Source organism: Arthrobacter sp. 2RAF22, from assembly GCF_052115325.1.
Lineage (GTDB): Bacteria > Actinomycetota > Actinomycetes > Actinomycetales > Micrococcaceae > Arthrobacter.
On sequence record NZ_JBFRGL010000016.1, the window covers coordinates 38,824 to 54,157 of the forward strand.

At 65.7% G+C, this 15,334-nt stretch carries 13 protein-coding genes; all 13 read left to right on the forward strand.

The window, feature by feature from the left end:
• Nucleotides 1-194 precede the first annotated feature (194 nt).
• The 13 genes from pyrR (at nt 195) to AB4068_RS12775 (ending at nt 15,333) form a co-directional block, all read left to right on the forward strand.
• Nucleotides 195-776, forward strand: coding sequence for a bifunctional pyr operon transcriptional regulator/uracil phosphoribosyltransferase PyrR (gene pyrR, locus AB4068_RS12715; protein WP_059389191.1), 582 nt, complete (start codon nt 195-197; stop codon nt 774-776).
• Complete coding sequence (locus AB4068_RS12720) at nt 773-1,786, forward strand: aspartate carbamoyltransferase catalytic subunit (protein ID WP_307053991.1); 1,014 nt, start codon at nt 773-775, stop codon at nt 1,784-1,786. The genes pyrR and AB4068_RS12720 overlap by 4 nt, the downstream gene beginning before the upstream one ends.
• Complete coding sequence (locus AB4068_RS12725) at nt 1,786-3,144, forward strand: dihydroorotase (protein WP_441433566.1); 1,359 nt, start codon at nt 1,786-1,788, stop codon at nt 3,142-3,144. Before AB4068_RS12720 ends, AB4068_RS12725 begins: the two co-directional genes overlap by 1 nt.
• The gene (locus tag AB4068_RS12730; RefSeq protein WP_441433567.1) at nt 3,144-3,665 is read left to right on the forward strand and encodes a PH-like domain-containing protein; all 522 of its coding nucleotides are present in this window, start codon (nt 3,144-3,146) and stop codon (nt 3,663-3,665) included. The genes AB4068_RS12725 and AB4068_RS12730 overlap by 1 nt, the downstream gene beginning before the upstream one ends.
• A complete protein-coding gene (gene carA, locus AB4068_RS12735) occupies nt 3,646-4,923 on the forward strand; it encodes a glutamine-hydrolyzing carbamoyl-phosphate synthase small subunit (RefSeq protein ID WP_306959788.1) in 1,278 nt (425 codons plus the stop codon). The genes AB4068_RS12730 and carA overlap by 20 nt, the downstream gene beginning before the upstream one ends.
• Nucleotides 4,923-8,243, forward strand: coding sequence for a carbamoyl-phosphate synthase large subunit (carB, locus tag AB4068_RS12740; protein WP_284989279.1), 3,321 nt, complete (start codon nt 4,923-4,925; stop codon nt 8,241-8,243). The genes carA and carB overlap by 1 nt, the downstream gene beginning before the upstream one ends.
• Nucleotides 8,236-9,117 carry an orotidine-5'-phosphate decarboxylase gene (gene pyrF / locus AB4068_RS12745; RefSeq protein ID WP_306959791.1) on the forward strand — a complete coding sequence of 294 codons (882 nt, stop codon included), beginning with the start codon at nt 8,236-8,238 and terminating at the stop codon, nt 9,115-9,117. The genes carB and pyrF overlap by 8 nt, the downstream gene beginning before the upstream one ends.
• Nucleotides 9,118-9,226: 109 nt before the next feature.
• Nucleotides 9,227-9,553, forward strand: coding sequence for an integration host factor, actinobacterial type (gene mihF, locus AB4068_RS12750; RefSeq protein WP_084784535.1), 327 nt, complete (start codon nt 9,227-9,229; stop codon nt 9,551-9,553).
• A gap of 72 nt (nt 9,554-9,625) precedes the next feature.
• Nucleotides 9,626-10,198 (forward strand): guanylate kinase, encoded by a 573-nt coding sequence (gmk, locus tag AB4068_RS12755; RefSeq protein ID WP_441433568.1) that lies wholly within the window; start codon nt 9,626-9,628, stop codon nt 10,196-10,198.
• A 39-nt stretch (nt 10,199-10,237) separates the two neighbouring features.
• Nucleotides 10,238-10,498: a DNA-directed RNA polymerase subunit omega gene (rpoZ, locus tag AB4068_RS12760; protein ID WP_028267125.1), complete on the forward strand. Its 261-nt coding sequence runs from the start codon at nt 10,238-10,240 to the stop codon at nt 10,496-10,498.
• Nucleotides 10,499-10,524: 26 nt separating this feature from the next.
• Nucleotides 10,525-11,772, forward strand: a complete 1,248-nt coding sequence (gene coaBC / locus AB4068_RS12765) for a bifunctional phosphopantothenoylcysteine decarboxylase/phosphopantothenate--cysteine ligase CoaBC (RefSeq protein ID WP_441433569.1) — start codon at nt 10,525-10,527, stop codon at nt 11,770-11,772.
• A gap of 92 nt (nt 11,773-11,864) precedes the next feature.
• Entirely contained in the window at nt 11,865-13,094 is a 1,230-nt protein-coding gene (gene metK, locus AB4068_RS12770; protein WP_306959795.1) for a methionine adenosyltransferase, read from the forward strand.
• Nucleotides 13,095-13,227: 133 nt separating this feature from the next.
• The gene (locus AB4068_RS12775; RefSeq protein ID WP_441433575.1) at nt 13,228-15,333 is read left to right on the forward strand and encodes a primosomal protein N'; all 2,106 of its coding nucleotides are present in this window, start codon (nt 13,228-13,230) and stop codon (nt 15,331-15,333) included.
• Nucleotide 15,334: the final 1 nt, after the last annotated feature.

Below are 15,334 nucleotides of genomic sequence, written 5' to 3' on the forward strand. Positions count from 1 at the left end.
ATTGGAAGCAGACGAAGGGCCGGAGCCACGGGAAACCGCGGGCACCGGCCCTTCGTCGTACCCGCAACTGTGAGCTAAAACGCAGCGCCCTGGCCCCGGGCGCGTCCGGCAGGCCTGAGCCCTGTGGTAATTTTGAAGAGCAAATGTTCCTTTTTTAATTCCGTCCCGTGAGGCGGGGAAAGGGGAGACGAGCGATGACTGAAGTCACTGCGCCGGTGCCGTCCCGGGTTGTTCTCAACCACGCGGATATCGATCGTGCGCTCACTCGTATCGCCCACGAGATCCTCGAAGCCAACAAAGGCTCCCAGGACCTGGTTCTTTTGGGCATCCCGCGCCGCGGTTATCCGCTGGCAGTGCGGCTGGCAGAGAAAATCGCCGCCGCGGATCCGTCCGTCAACGCTTCCGCGATTGTCGGTCAGCTGGACGTCACCATGTTCCGTGACGATCTTTCGCACCAGCCCGCCAGGCCTCCATACCCCACCAAGCTGCCGTTGTCCGGCATCGACAACAAGGTTGTTGTCCTCATCGACGACGTCCTGTACTCGGGCCGCACCATCCGGGCAGCCCTCGACGCCATCATCGACCTCGGCAGGCCACGCATCGTCCGCCTTGCCGTCCTCGTGGACCGCGGGCACCGTGAACTGCCGATCCGCGCGGACCACGTCGGCAAGAACCTGCCCACGTCTTCTTCGGAAAAGGTCCGGGTCCACCTCGAGGAACTCGATTCCGTTGATGGCCAGCCCATCAATGAAGTAGTGATCGAGGCGGGCGCATGAAACACCTGCTCTCCACCGAGAACCTGAGTGCCGAGAACGCCATCCGGATCCTGGACACCGCCGAAGAGATGGCCGCAGTGGGGGACAGGGAGGTCAAGAAGCTGCCCGCCCTGCGCGGCCGCACCGTGGTCAACCTCTTCTTCGAGGACTCCACCCGCACCCGCATTTCCTTCGAGGCCGCGGCGAAGCGGCTGTCCGCCGACGTCATCAACTTCGCAGCCAAGGGTTCCTCGGTTTCGAAAGGCGAGTCCCTCAAGGACACCGCGCAGACCCTCGCAGCCATGGGGGCCGATGCGGTAGTCATCCGCCACTGGGCCTCCGGAGCTCCGCACCGCCTGGCCGCCACCGACTGGATCGATGCGGCCGTCATCAACGCCGGGGACGGTACCCACGAACACCCCACGCAGGCACTCCTCGACGCCTTCACGATGCGCCGCCACTGGTCCGCGTTGCACGGCTCGGCGTCCACGGGCGCGGACCTCACGGGGATGCGCGTCGCCATCGCCGGCGACGTCCTGCACTCCCGCGTCGCCCGATCCAACGTGTGGCTCCTGCGCACGCTTGGTGCGGAAGTAACCCTGGTGGCCCCGCCCACTTTGCTGCCGATCGGCGTCGAACACTGGCCTTGCAAGGTCAGCTACAACCTCGACGAGACCCTCGAGGCCGGAGTGGACGCCATGATGATGCTGCGCGTCCAAGGTGAGCGCATGAACGCTTCCTTCTTCCCTTCCACCCGCGAGTATTCGCGGCGCTGGGGCTTCGACGATGCCCGCCTCCGCGCCCTCGACGACCTCGGGCTCAAGGACACCATCATCATGCACCCCGGCCCCATGAACCGCGGGCTGGAGATTTCTTCCGCCGCCGCCGATTCGCCGCGCTCCACCGTCCTGGCCCAGGTCCGCAATGGCGTGTCGGTCCGGATGGCCGCCCTGTACTTGCTGCTCTCGGGGGATTCCCGTGAAGCCGCCCCCATGCCGGGCACCGCCCGTTCCGATAAGGAGAGCAACTGATGACCCAGACCTCAACAGGGACAGCAACGGGTACCTATTTGATCCGAGGTGCGGCCATCCTGGGTGGCGACGCCGAGGACCTGCTGATCCGCGACGGCGTCATCGCTGAGCGCGGCACCGGCCTTACCGCCGACGGTGCCACCGTGATCGAGGCCGCGGGCCTCGTGGCGCTTCCGGGCATGGTAGACATCCACACGCACTTGCGCGAACCTGGCCGCGAAGACGCGGAAACCGTGGAGACGGGTACCCGCGCCGCGGCCCTTGGCGGCTACACCGCGGTCCACGCCATGGCCAACAGCAACCCGGTGGCGGACACGGCCGGCGTCGTCGAGCAGGTCCACAGCCTGGGCCGCGCCTCCGGTTGGGTGGACGTCCGCCCGGTGGGCGCCGTTACGGTCGGGCTCGCCGGCGAGCAGCTCGCCGAACTCGGCGCCATGGCGGACTCCCGCGCGCAGGTCCGGGTCTTCTCCGACGACGGCATCTGCGTCCACGATCCCGTGCTGATGCGCCGCGCCCTGGAGTACGTCAAGGCGTTCGACGGCGTCGTAGCCCAGCACGCGCAGGAACCCCGCCTCACCGCGGGTGCCCAGATGAACGAGGGCACCGTGTCCGCGGTCCTCGGCCTGGCCGGTTGGCCGGCAGTCGCCGAGGAAAGCATCATCGCCCGGGACGTCCTCCTGGCCCAGCACGTCGGTTCGCGCCTCCACGTCTGCCACGTATCCACCGCCGGCTCGGTGGAGATCGTCCGTTGGGCCAAGGAACGCGGGATCAACGTCACCGCGGAGGTCACACCCCACCACTTGCTGCTCACCGACGAACTGGTCCGCAGCTACGACCCCGTCTACAAAGTCAACCCGCCCCTGCGCACCGACGCGGATGTCCAGGCGCTCCGTGCCGGGCTCGCGGACGGCACCATCGACGTCGTCGGCACGGACCATGCCCCGCACCCGAGCGAGCACAAAGAGTGCGAGTGGGCCCAGGCGGCCATGGGCATGACGGGACTGGAGACTGCTTTGTCGGTAGTCCAGGAAACCATGATCGAAACCGGACTCATGACGTGGGCCGACTTCGCCCGGGTCACGTCCACGGTTCCCGCGGCCATTGGCCGCGTGGCGGATCAGGGACGTCCGCTCGAGGCCGGCGAGCCCGCGAACGTCATCCTCGTGGATCCGGCTGCCCGGTGGACCGTGGATCCGCATAAGATGGCGACCATGGGCCGGAACTCACCCTTTGCGGGCAAAGAGCTGCCGGGCGCCGTCGTCGCCACCTTCTTCAAGGGCCACCCGACCGTACTGGACGGAAAGCTCAACACGCCGTACCGCCACGCAGCGGAGCCGGCCGGCGCCGGCAGCAACTGATGGACACCAAGATTGCTTCGCTGCTCCTCGTTGTGGTTCTCGCCGCGGTCGCGGCCGGACTCATTGCGATAGGTTGGCGCGGCAGGCTCAAGCGGCAGGCCGGCCTCGGGCAGCTTCCGGATGTACCTGAACCGCTCGGCCCGGCAGGCATTGTGGCTGAAGGGCAGTATGTGGCCACGACGACGGCGGGAGACTGGCTCGACCGGGTGGCCGTCCACGGGCTTGGCTTCCGCGGCAACGCGGAAATGAGCGTCCATCCGGAAGGCATCCTCTTCGACCGGAAGGGGACCTCACCATTGTTCGTTCCGGCGGAAGCCGTGACCGATTGCGGCAGCGCCAACGGAATGGCAGGCAAGTTCGTGGAGAAGGATGGACTCGTGGTCTTGAGCTGGATGCTTGGAGAACACGAACTCGATACCGGATTCAGGCCCAGGCGCGCCGCTGACAAGCAACCGCTCCTCGAAGCACTTCAAGATTTGATCTCTGCAGCCCCCCAGGCAGATGCCGATAGTGGAAAGTAACAAAGTGACGGACACCAACGCAGTGACAGGCAATACCAACCCAGCAGAGTCCTCCGCGGCAGTGCTGGTCCTCGAAGACGGCCGCACGTTCCGCGGCCGCAGCTACGGCGCCACGGGCGTGGCCCTGGGCGAGGCGGTCTTCGCCACCGGTATGACCGGCTACCAGGAAACCATTACGGACCCCTCCTACGCCCGCCAACTGGTGGTCCAGACGGCTCCGCATATCGGGAACACCGGTGTGAACAAAGAAGACGCCGAGTCCCGCCGCATCTGGGTGGCCGGCTACGTGGTCCGCGACGCCGCGCGCCGCCCATCGAACTGGCGCTCGGAGCGCAGCCTCGACGCAGAGCTCGTCGAACAGGGCATCGTCGGCATCCAGGCCGTGGACACCCGCGCCATCACCCGGCACCTGCGTGAGCACAAGACCATGCGGGCCGGAATCTTCTCCGGCGAGGCAGCCCAGGCCACCGACAAGGAGCTCCTGGACACCGTCCTGGCCAGCGCACCCATGGAAGGTGCCCGCTTGGCCGAAGAAGTGAGCATCGACGAAGCATACGTCGTCGAGCCCGCGGACCATGGCTGGGACGGCGAGCCGAAATTCAGCATCGCCGCGATCGACCTTGGCATCAAGGCCATGACCCCGGTCCGCTTCGCCGAACGCGGCGTACGTGTCCATGTCCTGCCGGCCACCGCAACACTGGAAGACGTCAAGGCAGTCAACCCTGACGGCTTCTTCATGTCCAACGGCCCCGGAGACCCCGCCACGGCGGATGCCCAGGTGAAACTGCTCCGCTCCGTGCTCGATGAGAAGCTGCCGTACTTCGGAATCTGCTTCGGCAACCAGATCCTGGGCCGCGCCCTCGGATTCGGTACCTACAAGCTCAAGTACGGCCACCGCGGAATCAACCAGCCGGTGATGGACCGCCGCACGGGCAAAGTCGAAATCACCTCGCAGAACCACGGCTTCGCCGTCGACGCTCCCATGGACGGTGCCACCATGGCTCCCGAAGAGCGCTTCGGCCGGGTCGAGGTCAGCCACGTGAGCCTCAACGACGACGTCGTCGAAGGACTCGCCTGCCTCGACATTCCGGCCTTCTCGGTCCAGTACCACCCCGAAGCCGCGGCCGGACCGCACGACGCCGCCTACCTCTTCGACCGCTTCATCGAGCTGATGGAGAGCACGAAGAACGGCCAGGACGCCGCACAGGGCACCGACACTCAGACATCGAACTCCGCGAAGAACGAGGACACCAAGTAATGCCAAAGCGTACAGATCTCAAGAGCGTCCTCGTTATCGGGTCCGGCCCGATCGTCATCGGCCAGGCGGCCGAATTCGACTACTCCGGAACCCAGGCCCTGCGGGTGCTCAAAGAGGAGGGCCTGCGCGTCATCCTCGTGAACTCCAACCCGGCCACCATCATGACGGACCCCGAGTTCGCCGATGCCACCTACGTGGAGCCCATCACCCCGGAGGTAGTGGAAAAGATCATCGCCAAGGAGCGCCCGGACGCCGTCCTGCCTACCTTGGGTGGACAGACGGCCCTCAACACGGCCATCGCGCTCGACAAGAACGGCGTGCTCGAGAAGTACAACGTCGAACTCATCGGTGCCAACATTGCCGCGATCGAACTCGGCGAGGACCGCGAAAAGTTCAAGGGCGTCGTGGAACGCTGCGGCGCCGAGTCGGCGCGCAGCCACATCATCCACACCATGGATGAAGCACTGACTGCGGCGGAAGACCTCGGCTACCCGATGGTTGTCCGCCCATCCTTCACCATGGGCGGCCTGGGCTCGGGCCTGGCGTACAACGAGGACGACCTGCGCCGCATCGTGGGCCAGGGCCTGCAGTACAGCCCCACCTCCGAGGTCCTGCTCGAAGAGAGCATCCTTGGCTGGAAAGAGTACGAGCTGGAGATGATGCGCGACAAGAACGACAACGTCGTTGTTGTCTGCTCCATCGAGAACTTCGATCCGGTGGGTGTCCACACGGGCGACTCCATCACGGTTGCCCCGGCCCTGACCCTGACGGACCGCGAGTACCAGAGGCTGCGCGACATCTCCATCGCCGTCATCCGCGAAGTCGGCGTCGACACGGGTGGCTGCAACATCCAGTTCGCCATTGAGCCGGACACAGGACGCGTCGTCGTCATCGAAATGAACCCGCGGGTTTCGCGATCCTCGGCGCTGGCTTCCAAGGCCACCGGCTTCGCGATCGCCAAGATCGCCACCAAGCTCTCCCTGGGCTACACCCTGGACGAGATCCCCAACGACATCACGCAGAAGACTCCGGCATCGTTCGAGCCGACGCTCGACTACGTCGTCGTCAAGGTTCCGCGATTCGCGTTCGAGAAGTTCCCGGCCGCGGACAACACGCTGACCACCACCATGAAGTCCGTCGGTGAAGCCATGGCCATGGGCCGCAACTTCACGGAAGCCCTGCAGAAGGCCCTTCGCTCCCTCGAGCAGAAGGGCTCGCAGCTGGACTTCAGCCACGTTCCCGAATGGGAAGTTCCGGAACTCATCGAGAAGTCCAAGCGCCCGACGACGGACCGCCTCCACCAGGTCCAGCGCGCCCTGCTCGGCGGCGCCTCGGTTGAGGAACTCTACGCCGCAACCAAGATCGATCCGTGGTTCCTCGACCAGCTGCAGCTGCTCAACGAAATGTCCCACGAGATCCGCAAGGCCGGCGCCCTGACGGAAGACATGCTCCGCAACGCCAAGCGCCACGGTTTCTCGGACGAGCAGATCGGCGCCCTGACGCACAACCCGGAGGCCGTTGTCCGCGGCGTCCGGCAGGCCCTGGGCATCCGTCCGGTTTACAAGACGGTGGACACCTGTGCCGCTGAATTTGCTGCCTACACCCCGTACCACTACTCGTCATATGACGAGGAGGACGAGGTCGGCCTGCACTCCAAGCCTTCCGTCATCATCCTGGGTTCGGGACCGAACCGCATCGGCCAGGGCATCGAGTTCGATTACTCGTGCGTCCACGCCTCCATGGCGTTGCGCAAGGCCGGTTACGAGACCGTCATGGTCAACTGCAACCCGGAAACCGTCTCCACGGACTACGACGTCTCAACGCGCCTCTACTTCGAACCGTTGACTCTCGAGGATGTCCTCGAAGTCATCGCGGCCGAGGAGCGCACGGGCGGCGTCATGGGCGTGTTCGTGCAGCTCGGCGGACAGACCCCGCTCAAGCTCGCACAGCAGCTGGCGGACGCCGGCGTGCCGATCCTGGGTACCTCCCCGGAAGCGATCGACCTTGCCGAGCACCGCGGCATGTTCTCGCGAGTGCTTGACCAGGCCGGACTGATCGCCCCGAAGAACGGCACCGCTGTGTCCTTCGAGGACGCGAAGAAGATCGCCGACGAAATCGGCTACCCGGTCCTCGTCCGCCCGTCCTACGTGCTGGGCGGACGCGGCATGGAGATCGTCTACGACGAGGCCAACCTCTCGCGCTACATCGCCAACGCCACCGAAATCACCCCGGACCACCCGGTGCTGATCGACCGCTTCCTCGAGGACGCCGTCGAAATCGACGTCGACGCGCTCTTCGACGGCACGGACATGTACCTCGGCGGCATCATGGAGCACATCGAGGAAGCCGGCATCCACTCCGGTGACTCCGCGTGCGTCCTGCCCCCGATCACCCTGGGCAGCAACGTGATCGAACGCGTCCGCACGGCCACCCGGGCCATCGCTGAAGGCGTCGGCGTCCGTGGCCTCATCAACATCCAGTTCGCGCTGGCTTCAGACGTGCTCTACGTGCTCGAGGCCAACCCGCGCGCTTCCCGCACCGTTCCGTTCGTCTCAAAGGCAACGGGCGTGCAAATGGCCAAGGCTGCGGCCCTGATCGGCACCGGCGTCACCATCAACCAGCTCCGCAGCGCCTACAAGATGCTGCCGGAGACGGGCGACGGTTCAACCCTGCCCCTCGACGCGCCTGTCGCGGTGAAGGAGGCCGTGCTGCCGTTCAGCCGCTTCAGGACCCCGGAAGGCAAGGTAGTGGACTCGCTGCTCGGCCCGGAAATGCGCTCCACCGGTGAGGTCATGGGCATCGACAAGCACTTCGACACCGCTTTCGCCAAGAGCCAGGCCGCGGCCAACAACGCGTTGCCCACCGAAGGCAAGATCTTCGTCTCTGTGGCCAACCGGGACAAGCGATCGGTGATCATGGGCGTCAAGCGCCTGTCCGATCTCGGTTTCGAGATCGTCTCGACGGGTGGCACCGCGGATGTCCTGCGCCGCAACGGCATCCAGGCCACCCCGGTCCGCAAGGTCGCCGAAGGCAGCAGCGCCGAAGGCGAAGGAACCATCGCGGACCTCATCATCGCCGGCGAAATCGACATGGTCTTCAACACGCCTTCCGGCGGCGAGGCCCGCAGCGACGGCTACGAACTCCGGGCGGCCGCAACGTCCATCGGCATCCCCTGCATCACTACGGTTGCCGAGTTCAACGCCGCCGTGCAGGCCATCGAGGCACTGCGCACCTACGAGTGGTCGGTGACGAGCCTGCAGGAGCACGCAGCGGCACTGTCAGCTTCCCAGGCCGCGGCAGCCGAGGCCGTCAATGCCTGAGTCTGCCGCAGCCGGGCAGCGTTCACTTGCGCAGCCGGGAAGGGAGCCTTTCGGTTCCCGCCTGGCTGCCGCAATGGCCGCCCGCGGCCCCTTGTGCGTCGGCATTGACCCCCACCCGGGGCTCTTGGCGGACTGGGGATTGAACGACGACGTCGCCGGCCTGGAGCGCTTTTCGCTCACCGTCGTGGAGGCCGTGGCAACGCTCGCTGCCGCGGTCAAGCCGCAGGTGGCACTCTATGAGCGTCACGGCTCGGCAGGCATGGCGGTCCTGGAACGGACCCTTGCGGCCGCATCGGACGCCGGAGTATTGAGCATCGCCGACGCCAAGCGCGGAGACATAGGCTCCACGATGGCTGCCTACGCCGACGCCTGGCTACGGGATGGCTCCGCCTTGGCAGCAGACTCGGTGACGCTGAGCCCGTACCTCGGCTTCGAGTCGCTGCGCCCGGCGCTCGACCTCGCGGCGGAGTCCGGCCGTGGTGTTTTCGTGCTCGCCCTGACGTCCAACCCGGAGGGCAAGTCCGTGCAGCATGTTGGCGGTACGGAATCGGTGGCCCGGCGGATCGCCGAAGCCGCGGCCGAGGAGAACCGCCGTTATCCCGGTGCCATGGGGTCTGTCGGTCTCGTGGTGGGTGCCACGATCGGCAGGGCGCTCGTGGAACTCGGGCTGGACCTCGACGCCGTCCATGGGCCCATCCTTGCGCCCGGGCTGGGCGCGCAAGGAGCCACGCCGGCGGATCTGCGTGCCACTTTCGGCGCGGCATACCCGGCGGTCCTCGGGACGTCGAGCCGCGGAATCCTGGCGGCTGGTCCAACAATTGCCGGACTACGATCCGCCACCGAGTCCACCCGCGACGGCTTGCTGGAAGCCTGAGCCTGATCTTCGTCGGTCCAATGCATTGCGCTCCGCACTGGGCACGCGATAGCTTCGGGATCAGTCCAATCCGCTACGCACTCGATGCCGGCCAAAGGGGGATGTGTCAGTGACCTTAAAGGCTCTGTCGCCAGAGGAACGTTCCGATGCCTTGGAAAAGGCAGCGAGAGCCCGGGCAAGACGCGCACTCGCGAAGGAACAGCTTAGGACGGGCGAACTCAGCATTGCCGGTCTGATCAAGTCGGCGCAGACTGACGAGGCCATCGCCCGAATGCGCGTTTCCGAGCTGATCGAGGCCGTACCGGGCATTGGCCCCGTACGGGCAGCGGCCATCATGGCGGAGATCGGGATCGCTCCTTCACGCAGGCTCAGGGGCCTGGGAATTCACCAATCCCGGTCGCTGATAGATTTTATGGAAGACAAATACAGAGTTTAAACGAATGCAGCGTTCAACAAATGCAGCGTTTAGAAGATACGCAGCATATATAGAATCTCCACGAAGGACGATGTGAGCAAGAATCCGGGACTGACCGTCCTCGCAGGCCCCACTGCCGTTGGCAAGGGAACAGTATCTACATACATCCGGGACAATTACCCCGAGGTCTGGCTGTCGGTTTCAGCCACCACCCGCGCACCGCGGCCGGGGGAGAAGGACGGTGTCCACTACTACTTCAAGTCCGCCGAAGAATTCGACGCACTCGTTGCGGACGGCCAGTTGCTTGAGTGGGCCGTCGTCCACGGAAAGAACCGCTACGGCACGCTCCGCAGCACCGTGGACGCTGCCATCGCCGAAGGCAAGTCCGTGCTGTTGGAGATCGATCTGCAGGGCGCCCGCCAGGTCAAGGCGGCAGTTCCGGACGCCAACTTCGTGTTCCTCGCTCCGCCCAGCTGGGACGAAATGGTCCGCCGCTTGGTGGGCCGCGGCACCGAAACCCCGGAGGAACAGCAGCGACGGCTGGAAACCGCTAAACTGGAACTTGCCGCTGAACCGGAGTTTGACCACACCGTCATCAATGACGACGTACGCCGGGCAGCGGACGAGCTTGTTTCACTCATGGGGCTTACCCCGCACCAGCGCTAAGCGCTAGCACTTGTCAGCCCGTTAGAATTTGGAGAATTCGTGTCCACGAACCTTGAAGGCATCATCAACCCGCCGATCGACGAGCTGCTTGCTGCTGCCGATTCAAAGTACGGCCTGGTGATTTTCGGCGCCAAGCGCGCGCGCCAGATCAACGCGTACTACGCCCAGCTGCACGAGGGCCTCTTCGAGTACGTTGGCCCGCTGGTCGACACCAAGCTGAACGAGAAGTCGCTTTCCATCGCCCTGCGCGAGATCAACGAAGGCCTGCTGGTTTCCACGCCCATCGAGCCCGCAGAGTAAACAGACTGCCTGTTGACGGAGGTCACGTGCGCATAGTCCTCGGAGTCGGGGGAGGGATCGCAGCCTACAAGGTTGCATCGCTCCTCCGGCTTTTTACTGAAGCCGGACACAACGTCACGGTCATTCCCACGGAGGCCGCCATCCGCTTTGTCGGCGTGGCTACGTGGGAGGCCCTCTCGGGCAATCCGGTGAGCAACAGCGTCTTTGACGACGTCGAGAAGGTCAACCACGTCCGCCTCGGCCATGAAGCGGATCTCATTGTGGTCGCCCCGGCAACTGCCGACCTGCTGGCCAAGGCGGCAACCGGCCAAGCGGGGGATCTGCTCACCAACACACTGCTCATGGCGCATGGTCCGGTGCTTTTCGCTCCGGCGATGCACACCGAAATGTGGCACAACCAAGCCACCCAGGCGAATGTGGAAACACTGCGCAGCAGGGGCATCACCGTCCTGGAACCCGCGGTGGGCCGTCTGACAGGAGCGGATTCCGGGCCGGGCAGGCTGCCCGAGCCGGAAGCGATCTTCGCGGCGGCCATGGCTTTGGTCGACGCCTCCTCGCCCTCAACCCCGCTTGCTGGACCCAAACCCCTGGCAGGGCGCACCATCACGATTTCCGCAGGCGGCACCCGGGAAGCCCTGGATCCGGTCCGTTTCCTTGGGAACAGGTCTTCCGGCAAGCAGGGTGTTGCGCTGGCCGCCGCGGCCCTTGACGCAGGAGCGCGTGTGAGGTTCCTCGCTGCCCACATGGACGTCCAGGCACCTGCCGGCGTCGAACTGGTCCAGGTTGAATCCGCACTGGAGCTCCGTGACGCCGCGCTGGAAGCCGCCGTCGGCTCCGACGTCGTGATCATGGCCGCGGCTGTCGCGGATTTCCGTCCTGCCGAGGTTTCAGACACGAAAATCAAGAAGGTGAACGGCAACGACGCCCCCGTGGTACGCCTCGTGCAGAACCCGGACATCCTGCATGAACTGGTAGTGCGACGCGACGCCGCGGCATCCACGCAGTTGATCATCGGGTTTGCGGCCGAAACCGGGGACGAAGACGGCGACGTCCTGGAACACGCCACCGCCAAGCTCAAACGCAAAGGCTGTGACCTTTTGGTGGTCAACCAGGTCGGCGTCGGGCGAGTGTTCGGCCAGGACCAGAACTCTGTGATCATTCTCTCCGGCCATGGCGCGGCGCCGCAGTCGGCGGCGGGTTCCAAATCCGACGTCGCGGCCGCTGTCATTGACCGGATCAGCACTGAACTAAGCCGAGTACGCCCGGCGACGTAGGCGCCGGGCGAGGCTCATTTCCTGGCTGGTCCATCCTTAGCATAGGGACATACGGCGGAAGCCGGCCGCCCCCAACCGAGTAAGGTAGTCGAGTGACTTTACCGCTGCACCATGAATCCCACGGCACCCCGTCCAAGCTCCGGCTCTTCACCTCGGAGTCGGTTACGGAAGGGCACCCGGACAAAATCTGCGACCAGATCAGCGACGCCATCCTTGATGCGCTCCTGGCGGCAGACCCTGAGTCGCGCGTGGCTGTTGAAACCATGGCCACCACGGGCTTGGTGCATGTAGCCGGTGAAGTCACGACGGACGCGTATGTTGAAATCCCGCAGATCGTCCGCGAGACCATCCTCGGAATAGGGTACGACTCGTCGGCCAATGGCTTTGACGGCGCCCGTTGCGGGGTGTCTGTCTCCATCGGACAGCAGTCCAACGACATCGCCGGTGGCGTCTTCAATTCGCTCGAAGCCCGCGAAGGCCGCCAGGAGGACGACTACGACCTTCAGGGCGCCGGTGACCAGGGCATCATGTTCGGCTACGCGAGCGATGAGACCCCGTCCTACATGCCGACGCCCATTTGGCTCGCACACCGCCTTTCGGAGCGCCTTACCGAAGTCCGCAAGAGCGGCGAACTGGCCTACTTGCGCCCCGACGGCAAGACCCAGGTGACGGTCGGCTACGACCGTGACCGTCCGGTTTCCGTTGAAACGGTGGTTATCTCCAGCCAGCACGCAGAGGGAACCCACCTCGATCTCTTGCGCGCCGATCTCGCCTCGCACGTGATCGACCCCGTCCTGGCTGCGGCCAACCTGGATATCTCCCACGTCGCGAATATCCTGAATCCCGCCGGCGCCTTCGTCATCGGCGGTCCCGTCGGCGATGCCGGGCTGACAGGCCGCAAGATCATCGTTGATACGTACGGCGGCATGGCCCGCCACGGTGGCGGTGCCTTCTCCGGCAAGGATCCGTCGAAGGTGGACCGCTCGGCGGCCTACGCGATGCGCTGGGTAGCAAAGAACGTTGTGGCAGCAGGCTTGGCCAAGCGGGCCGAAATCCAGATCGCCTACGCGATCGGCCAGGCACGTCCGGTGGGTACCTACGTGGAAACCTTTGGTACCGAGACTGTCGACCCGGCCAAGATCAGCGAAGCGATTGCGGAGATCTTCGACCTCCGTCCGCGCGCCATCATTGACGCCCTCGACCTCAAGCGCCCCATCTACGCCAAGACGGCGGCGCATGGCCACTTCGGCCGCGACGAGCCGGATTTCACGTGGGAACGATTGGACCGCGTGGACGAATTGAAGGAATTCTTCAACGCCTGAATCGGCTTGCCCGTGACAGTCGGTGCCGGCCGGAATCCGGAATTGTCGGTGGGGCCTGCTTGGATTGGACGAAGGCATCCGGCACTCCAGGGAGGTGACAAGCATGAGCGATGGTTCGCTGCTTCCGTTTGCCATGGTGTCGTCTTCGCCGGCCCATCAGCCGTCCTTGCTCCAAGGCTTCCCCTCGCGCGCGAACGACGTCGGCGGGCCGCCGCTCGCGGCGAGCAACCCGGTGGCGCGGATCTTGATCGAATCATCCTTGCCGCATCTCGACAGGCCCTTTGACTACAGTGTCCCGGCCGAGTTGGAGAAGACGGCCCTGGCAGGCGTCCGGGTCAAAGTCCGCTTCAGCGGCCAGGAACTCAGCGGCTACGTCCTGGAGCGCATGGAATCGTCGGAAGCCGGGCATGCCCTGACTCCCCTTCTTAAGGTGGTTTCAGCCGTCCCGGTGCTGACTCCGGCGTTGCTGGACCTTGCCACGAGTGTCGCGGCCCGCTACGCCGGAACGCTCAGCGATGTCCTCCGGACCGCCATTCCGCCCCGCGTCGCGCGGCTGGAGAAGCTGCTCCTGTCCGGCGATTCCCTTTCGGACGAGCCGGCCACCCCTGCCGAACACACCGAGGCGCCCCAGGGCTCGGCCTCGCAGGCGCACGCGGCGTGGGCTTCCTACACCAACGGAGCGCCATACTTGCAACACCTGGCCGGGGGTGGCTCACCCCGCGCGGTCTTGACGGCAACGCAGGGTTTTGGAACCGCAGGCTGGCCCGAGCTCGTGGCATCCGCGGTGGCGGCAGTCCGCTCCTCAGGGCGGGGCGCCGTCGTCGTCGTTCCCGACTATCGTGATCTCGACCGCATGGAGGCGGCACTGCGCGCTGTCCTGCCACCAGGAGACGTCGCGCGGCTGACGGCCGACGACGGCCAGACGCCGCGGTACCGGAGCTACCTCCGGCTCCTCAGCGGCGCGGCACAGGTGGCTGTCGGCACCCGCTCCGCCGCGTACGCTCCGGTGCAGGACCTTGGCCTCGTGGTGTGCTGGGACGACGGCGACGACCTCCACATTGACCAGCGCGCTCCCTACGCCCACACCAGGGAAATCCTGCTCTTGCGTTCCGAACAGGAATCAGCGGCGTGCCTCATGGCTGCGCATAGCCGCAGCACCGAGCTTCAACGGCTCGTTGAGGGCGGGTGGGCCGTGCCGGTGGAAGCTCCCCGGCAAGTGGTCCGCGCCAGGACGCCCCGGGTGCTCAATACGGCTGACAGCTTCGAGCAGGAGCACGACCCCTTGGCGAAGATCGCACGATTGCCCGGCGCCGCCTGGCGGGCCGCCAAAGAGGGACTGGAACGCGGCCCCGTCCTGGTGCAGGTGGCCCGGGCCGGCTACGCCCCCTCCCTTGTCTGCGAGGAGTGCCGCGAAACCGCCAGGTGCAACAACTGCCAGGGACCCCTCGCAATCGCCGGACAATCGGCCCTGCCGCAGTGCCGCTGGTGCTCCACGCCGGCCCCGGAATGGCGCTGCCGGCATTGCGGCGCAGGCCGCCTTCGCAGAGGCGCAGCCGGTGTGCTGCGGACAGCGGAAGAACTGGGCAGGGCTTTTCCAGGCAAGGCTGTGGTGACATCGTCGGGAGACCAAGTCAAAGCCACAGTGTCCGATGCCCGCGCCCTGGTGGTGGCGACCGTGGGGGCTGAGCCGATCGCAGCCGGCGGCTACGCAGCGGCGCTGCTCCTGGATGGCAATTCGCTCCTGCGCAGGGAAAACCTGCGTGCCGGGGAGGACACCGTTCGGCGATGGTTCAATGCCGCGGCCCTCGTGCGGCCCGCGAACGAAGGCGGGCTCGTCGTTGTCACCGCAGACGACACCGCCGCGACGGGTGCCCTGCTGCGCTGGGACCCCGCTGGATATGCCTCCCGAGAACTGGCACTGCGGCAGGAACTCCAGTTACCGCCCGCCGTGCGGATCGCCTCAGTGACGGGCAAGCGGGCCGACGTCGTGCATTTCACCGAAAGCCTGGCCGACACCATCCAGCTCCGCACTGCGGGCCCAGCGCCGGTCTCCCTTGCACTATCGGCGCAGCGCGCTTCAGGGAGGGACGACGATCCGGACGTCCGGACGCTGATCTTCATTCCGTATGCCCAAGCAGCCGTTGCCACCCGTTCCATGAGGGCCGTCAAAGCCGCCAGTGCGGCGAAGCGCACCTCAGGACCGGTGCAACTGCGGCTCGACGGCGTCGACGTCCTCTAGC

Bases quoted from the DNA above. Each gene is read 5' to 3' on its own strand.
- AB4068_RS12725 (WP_441433566.1), top strand. From the start codon at position 1,786: ATGACCCAGACCTCAACAGGGACAGCAACGGGTACCTATTTGATCCGA.
- AB4068_RS12720 (WP_307053991.1), top strand. From the start codon at position 773: ATGAAACACCTGCTCTCCACCGAGAACCTGAGTGCCGAGAACGCCATC.
- pyrR (WP_059389191.1), top strand. From the start codon at position 195: ATGACTGAAGTCACTGCGCCGGTGCCGTCCCGGGTTGTTCTCAACCAC.
- AB4068_RS12775 (WP_441433575.1), top strand. From the start codon at position 13,228: ATGGTGTCGTCTTCGCCGGCCCATCAGCCGTCCTTGCTCCAAGGCTTC.
- AB4068_RS12730 (WP_441433567.1), top strand. From the start codon at position 3,144: ATGGACACCAAGATTGCTTCGCTGCTCCTCGTTGTGGTTCTCGCCGCG.
- carA (WP_306959788.1), top strand. From the start codon at position 3,646: ATGCCGATAGTGGAAAGTAACAAAGTGACGGACACCAACGCAGTGACA.
- carB (WP_284989279.1), top strand. From the start codon at position 4,923: ATGCCAAAGCGTACAGATCTCAAGAGCGTCCTCGTTATCGGGTCCGGC.
- pyrF (WP_306959791.1), top strand. From the start codon at position 8,236: ATGCCTGAGTCTGCCGCAGCCGGGCAGCGTTCACTTGCGCAGCCGGGA.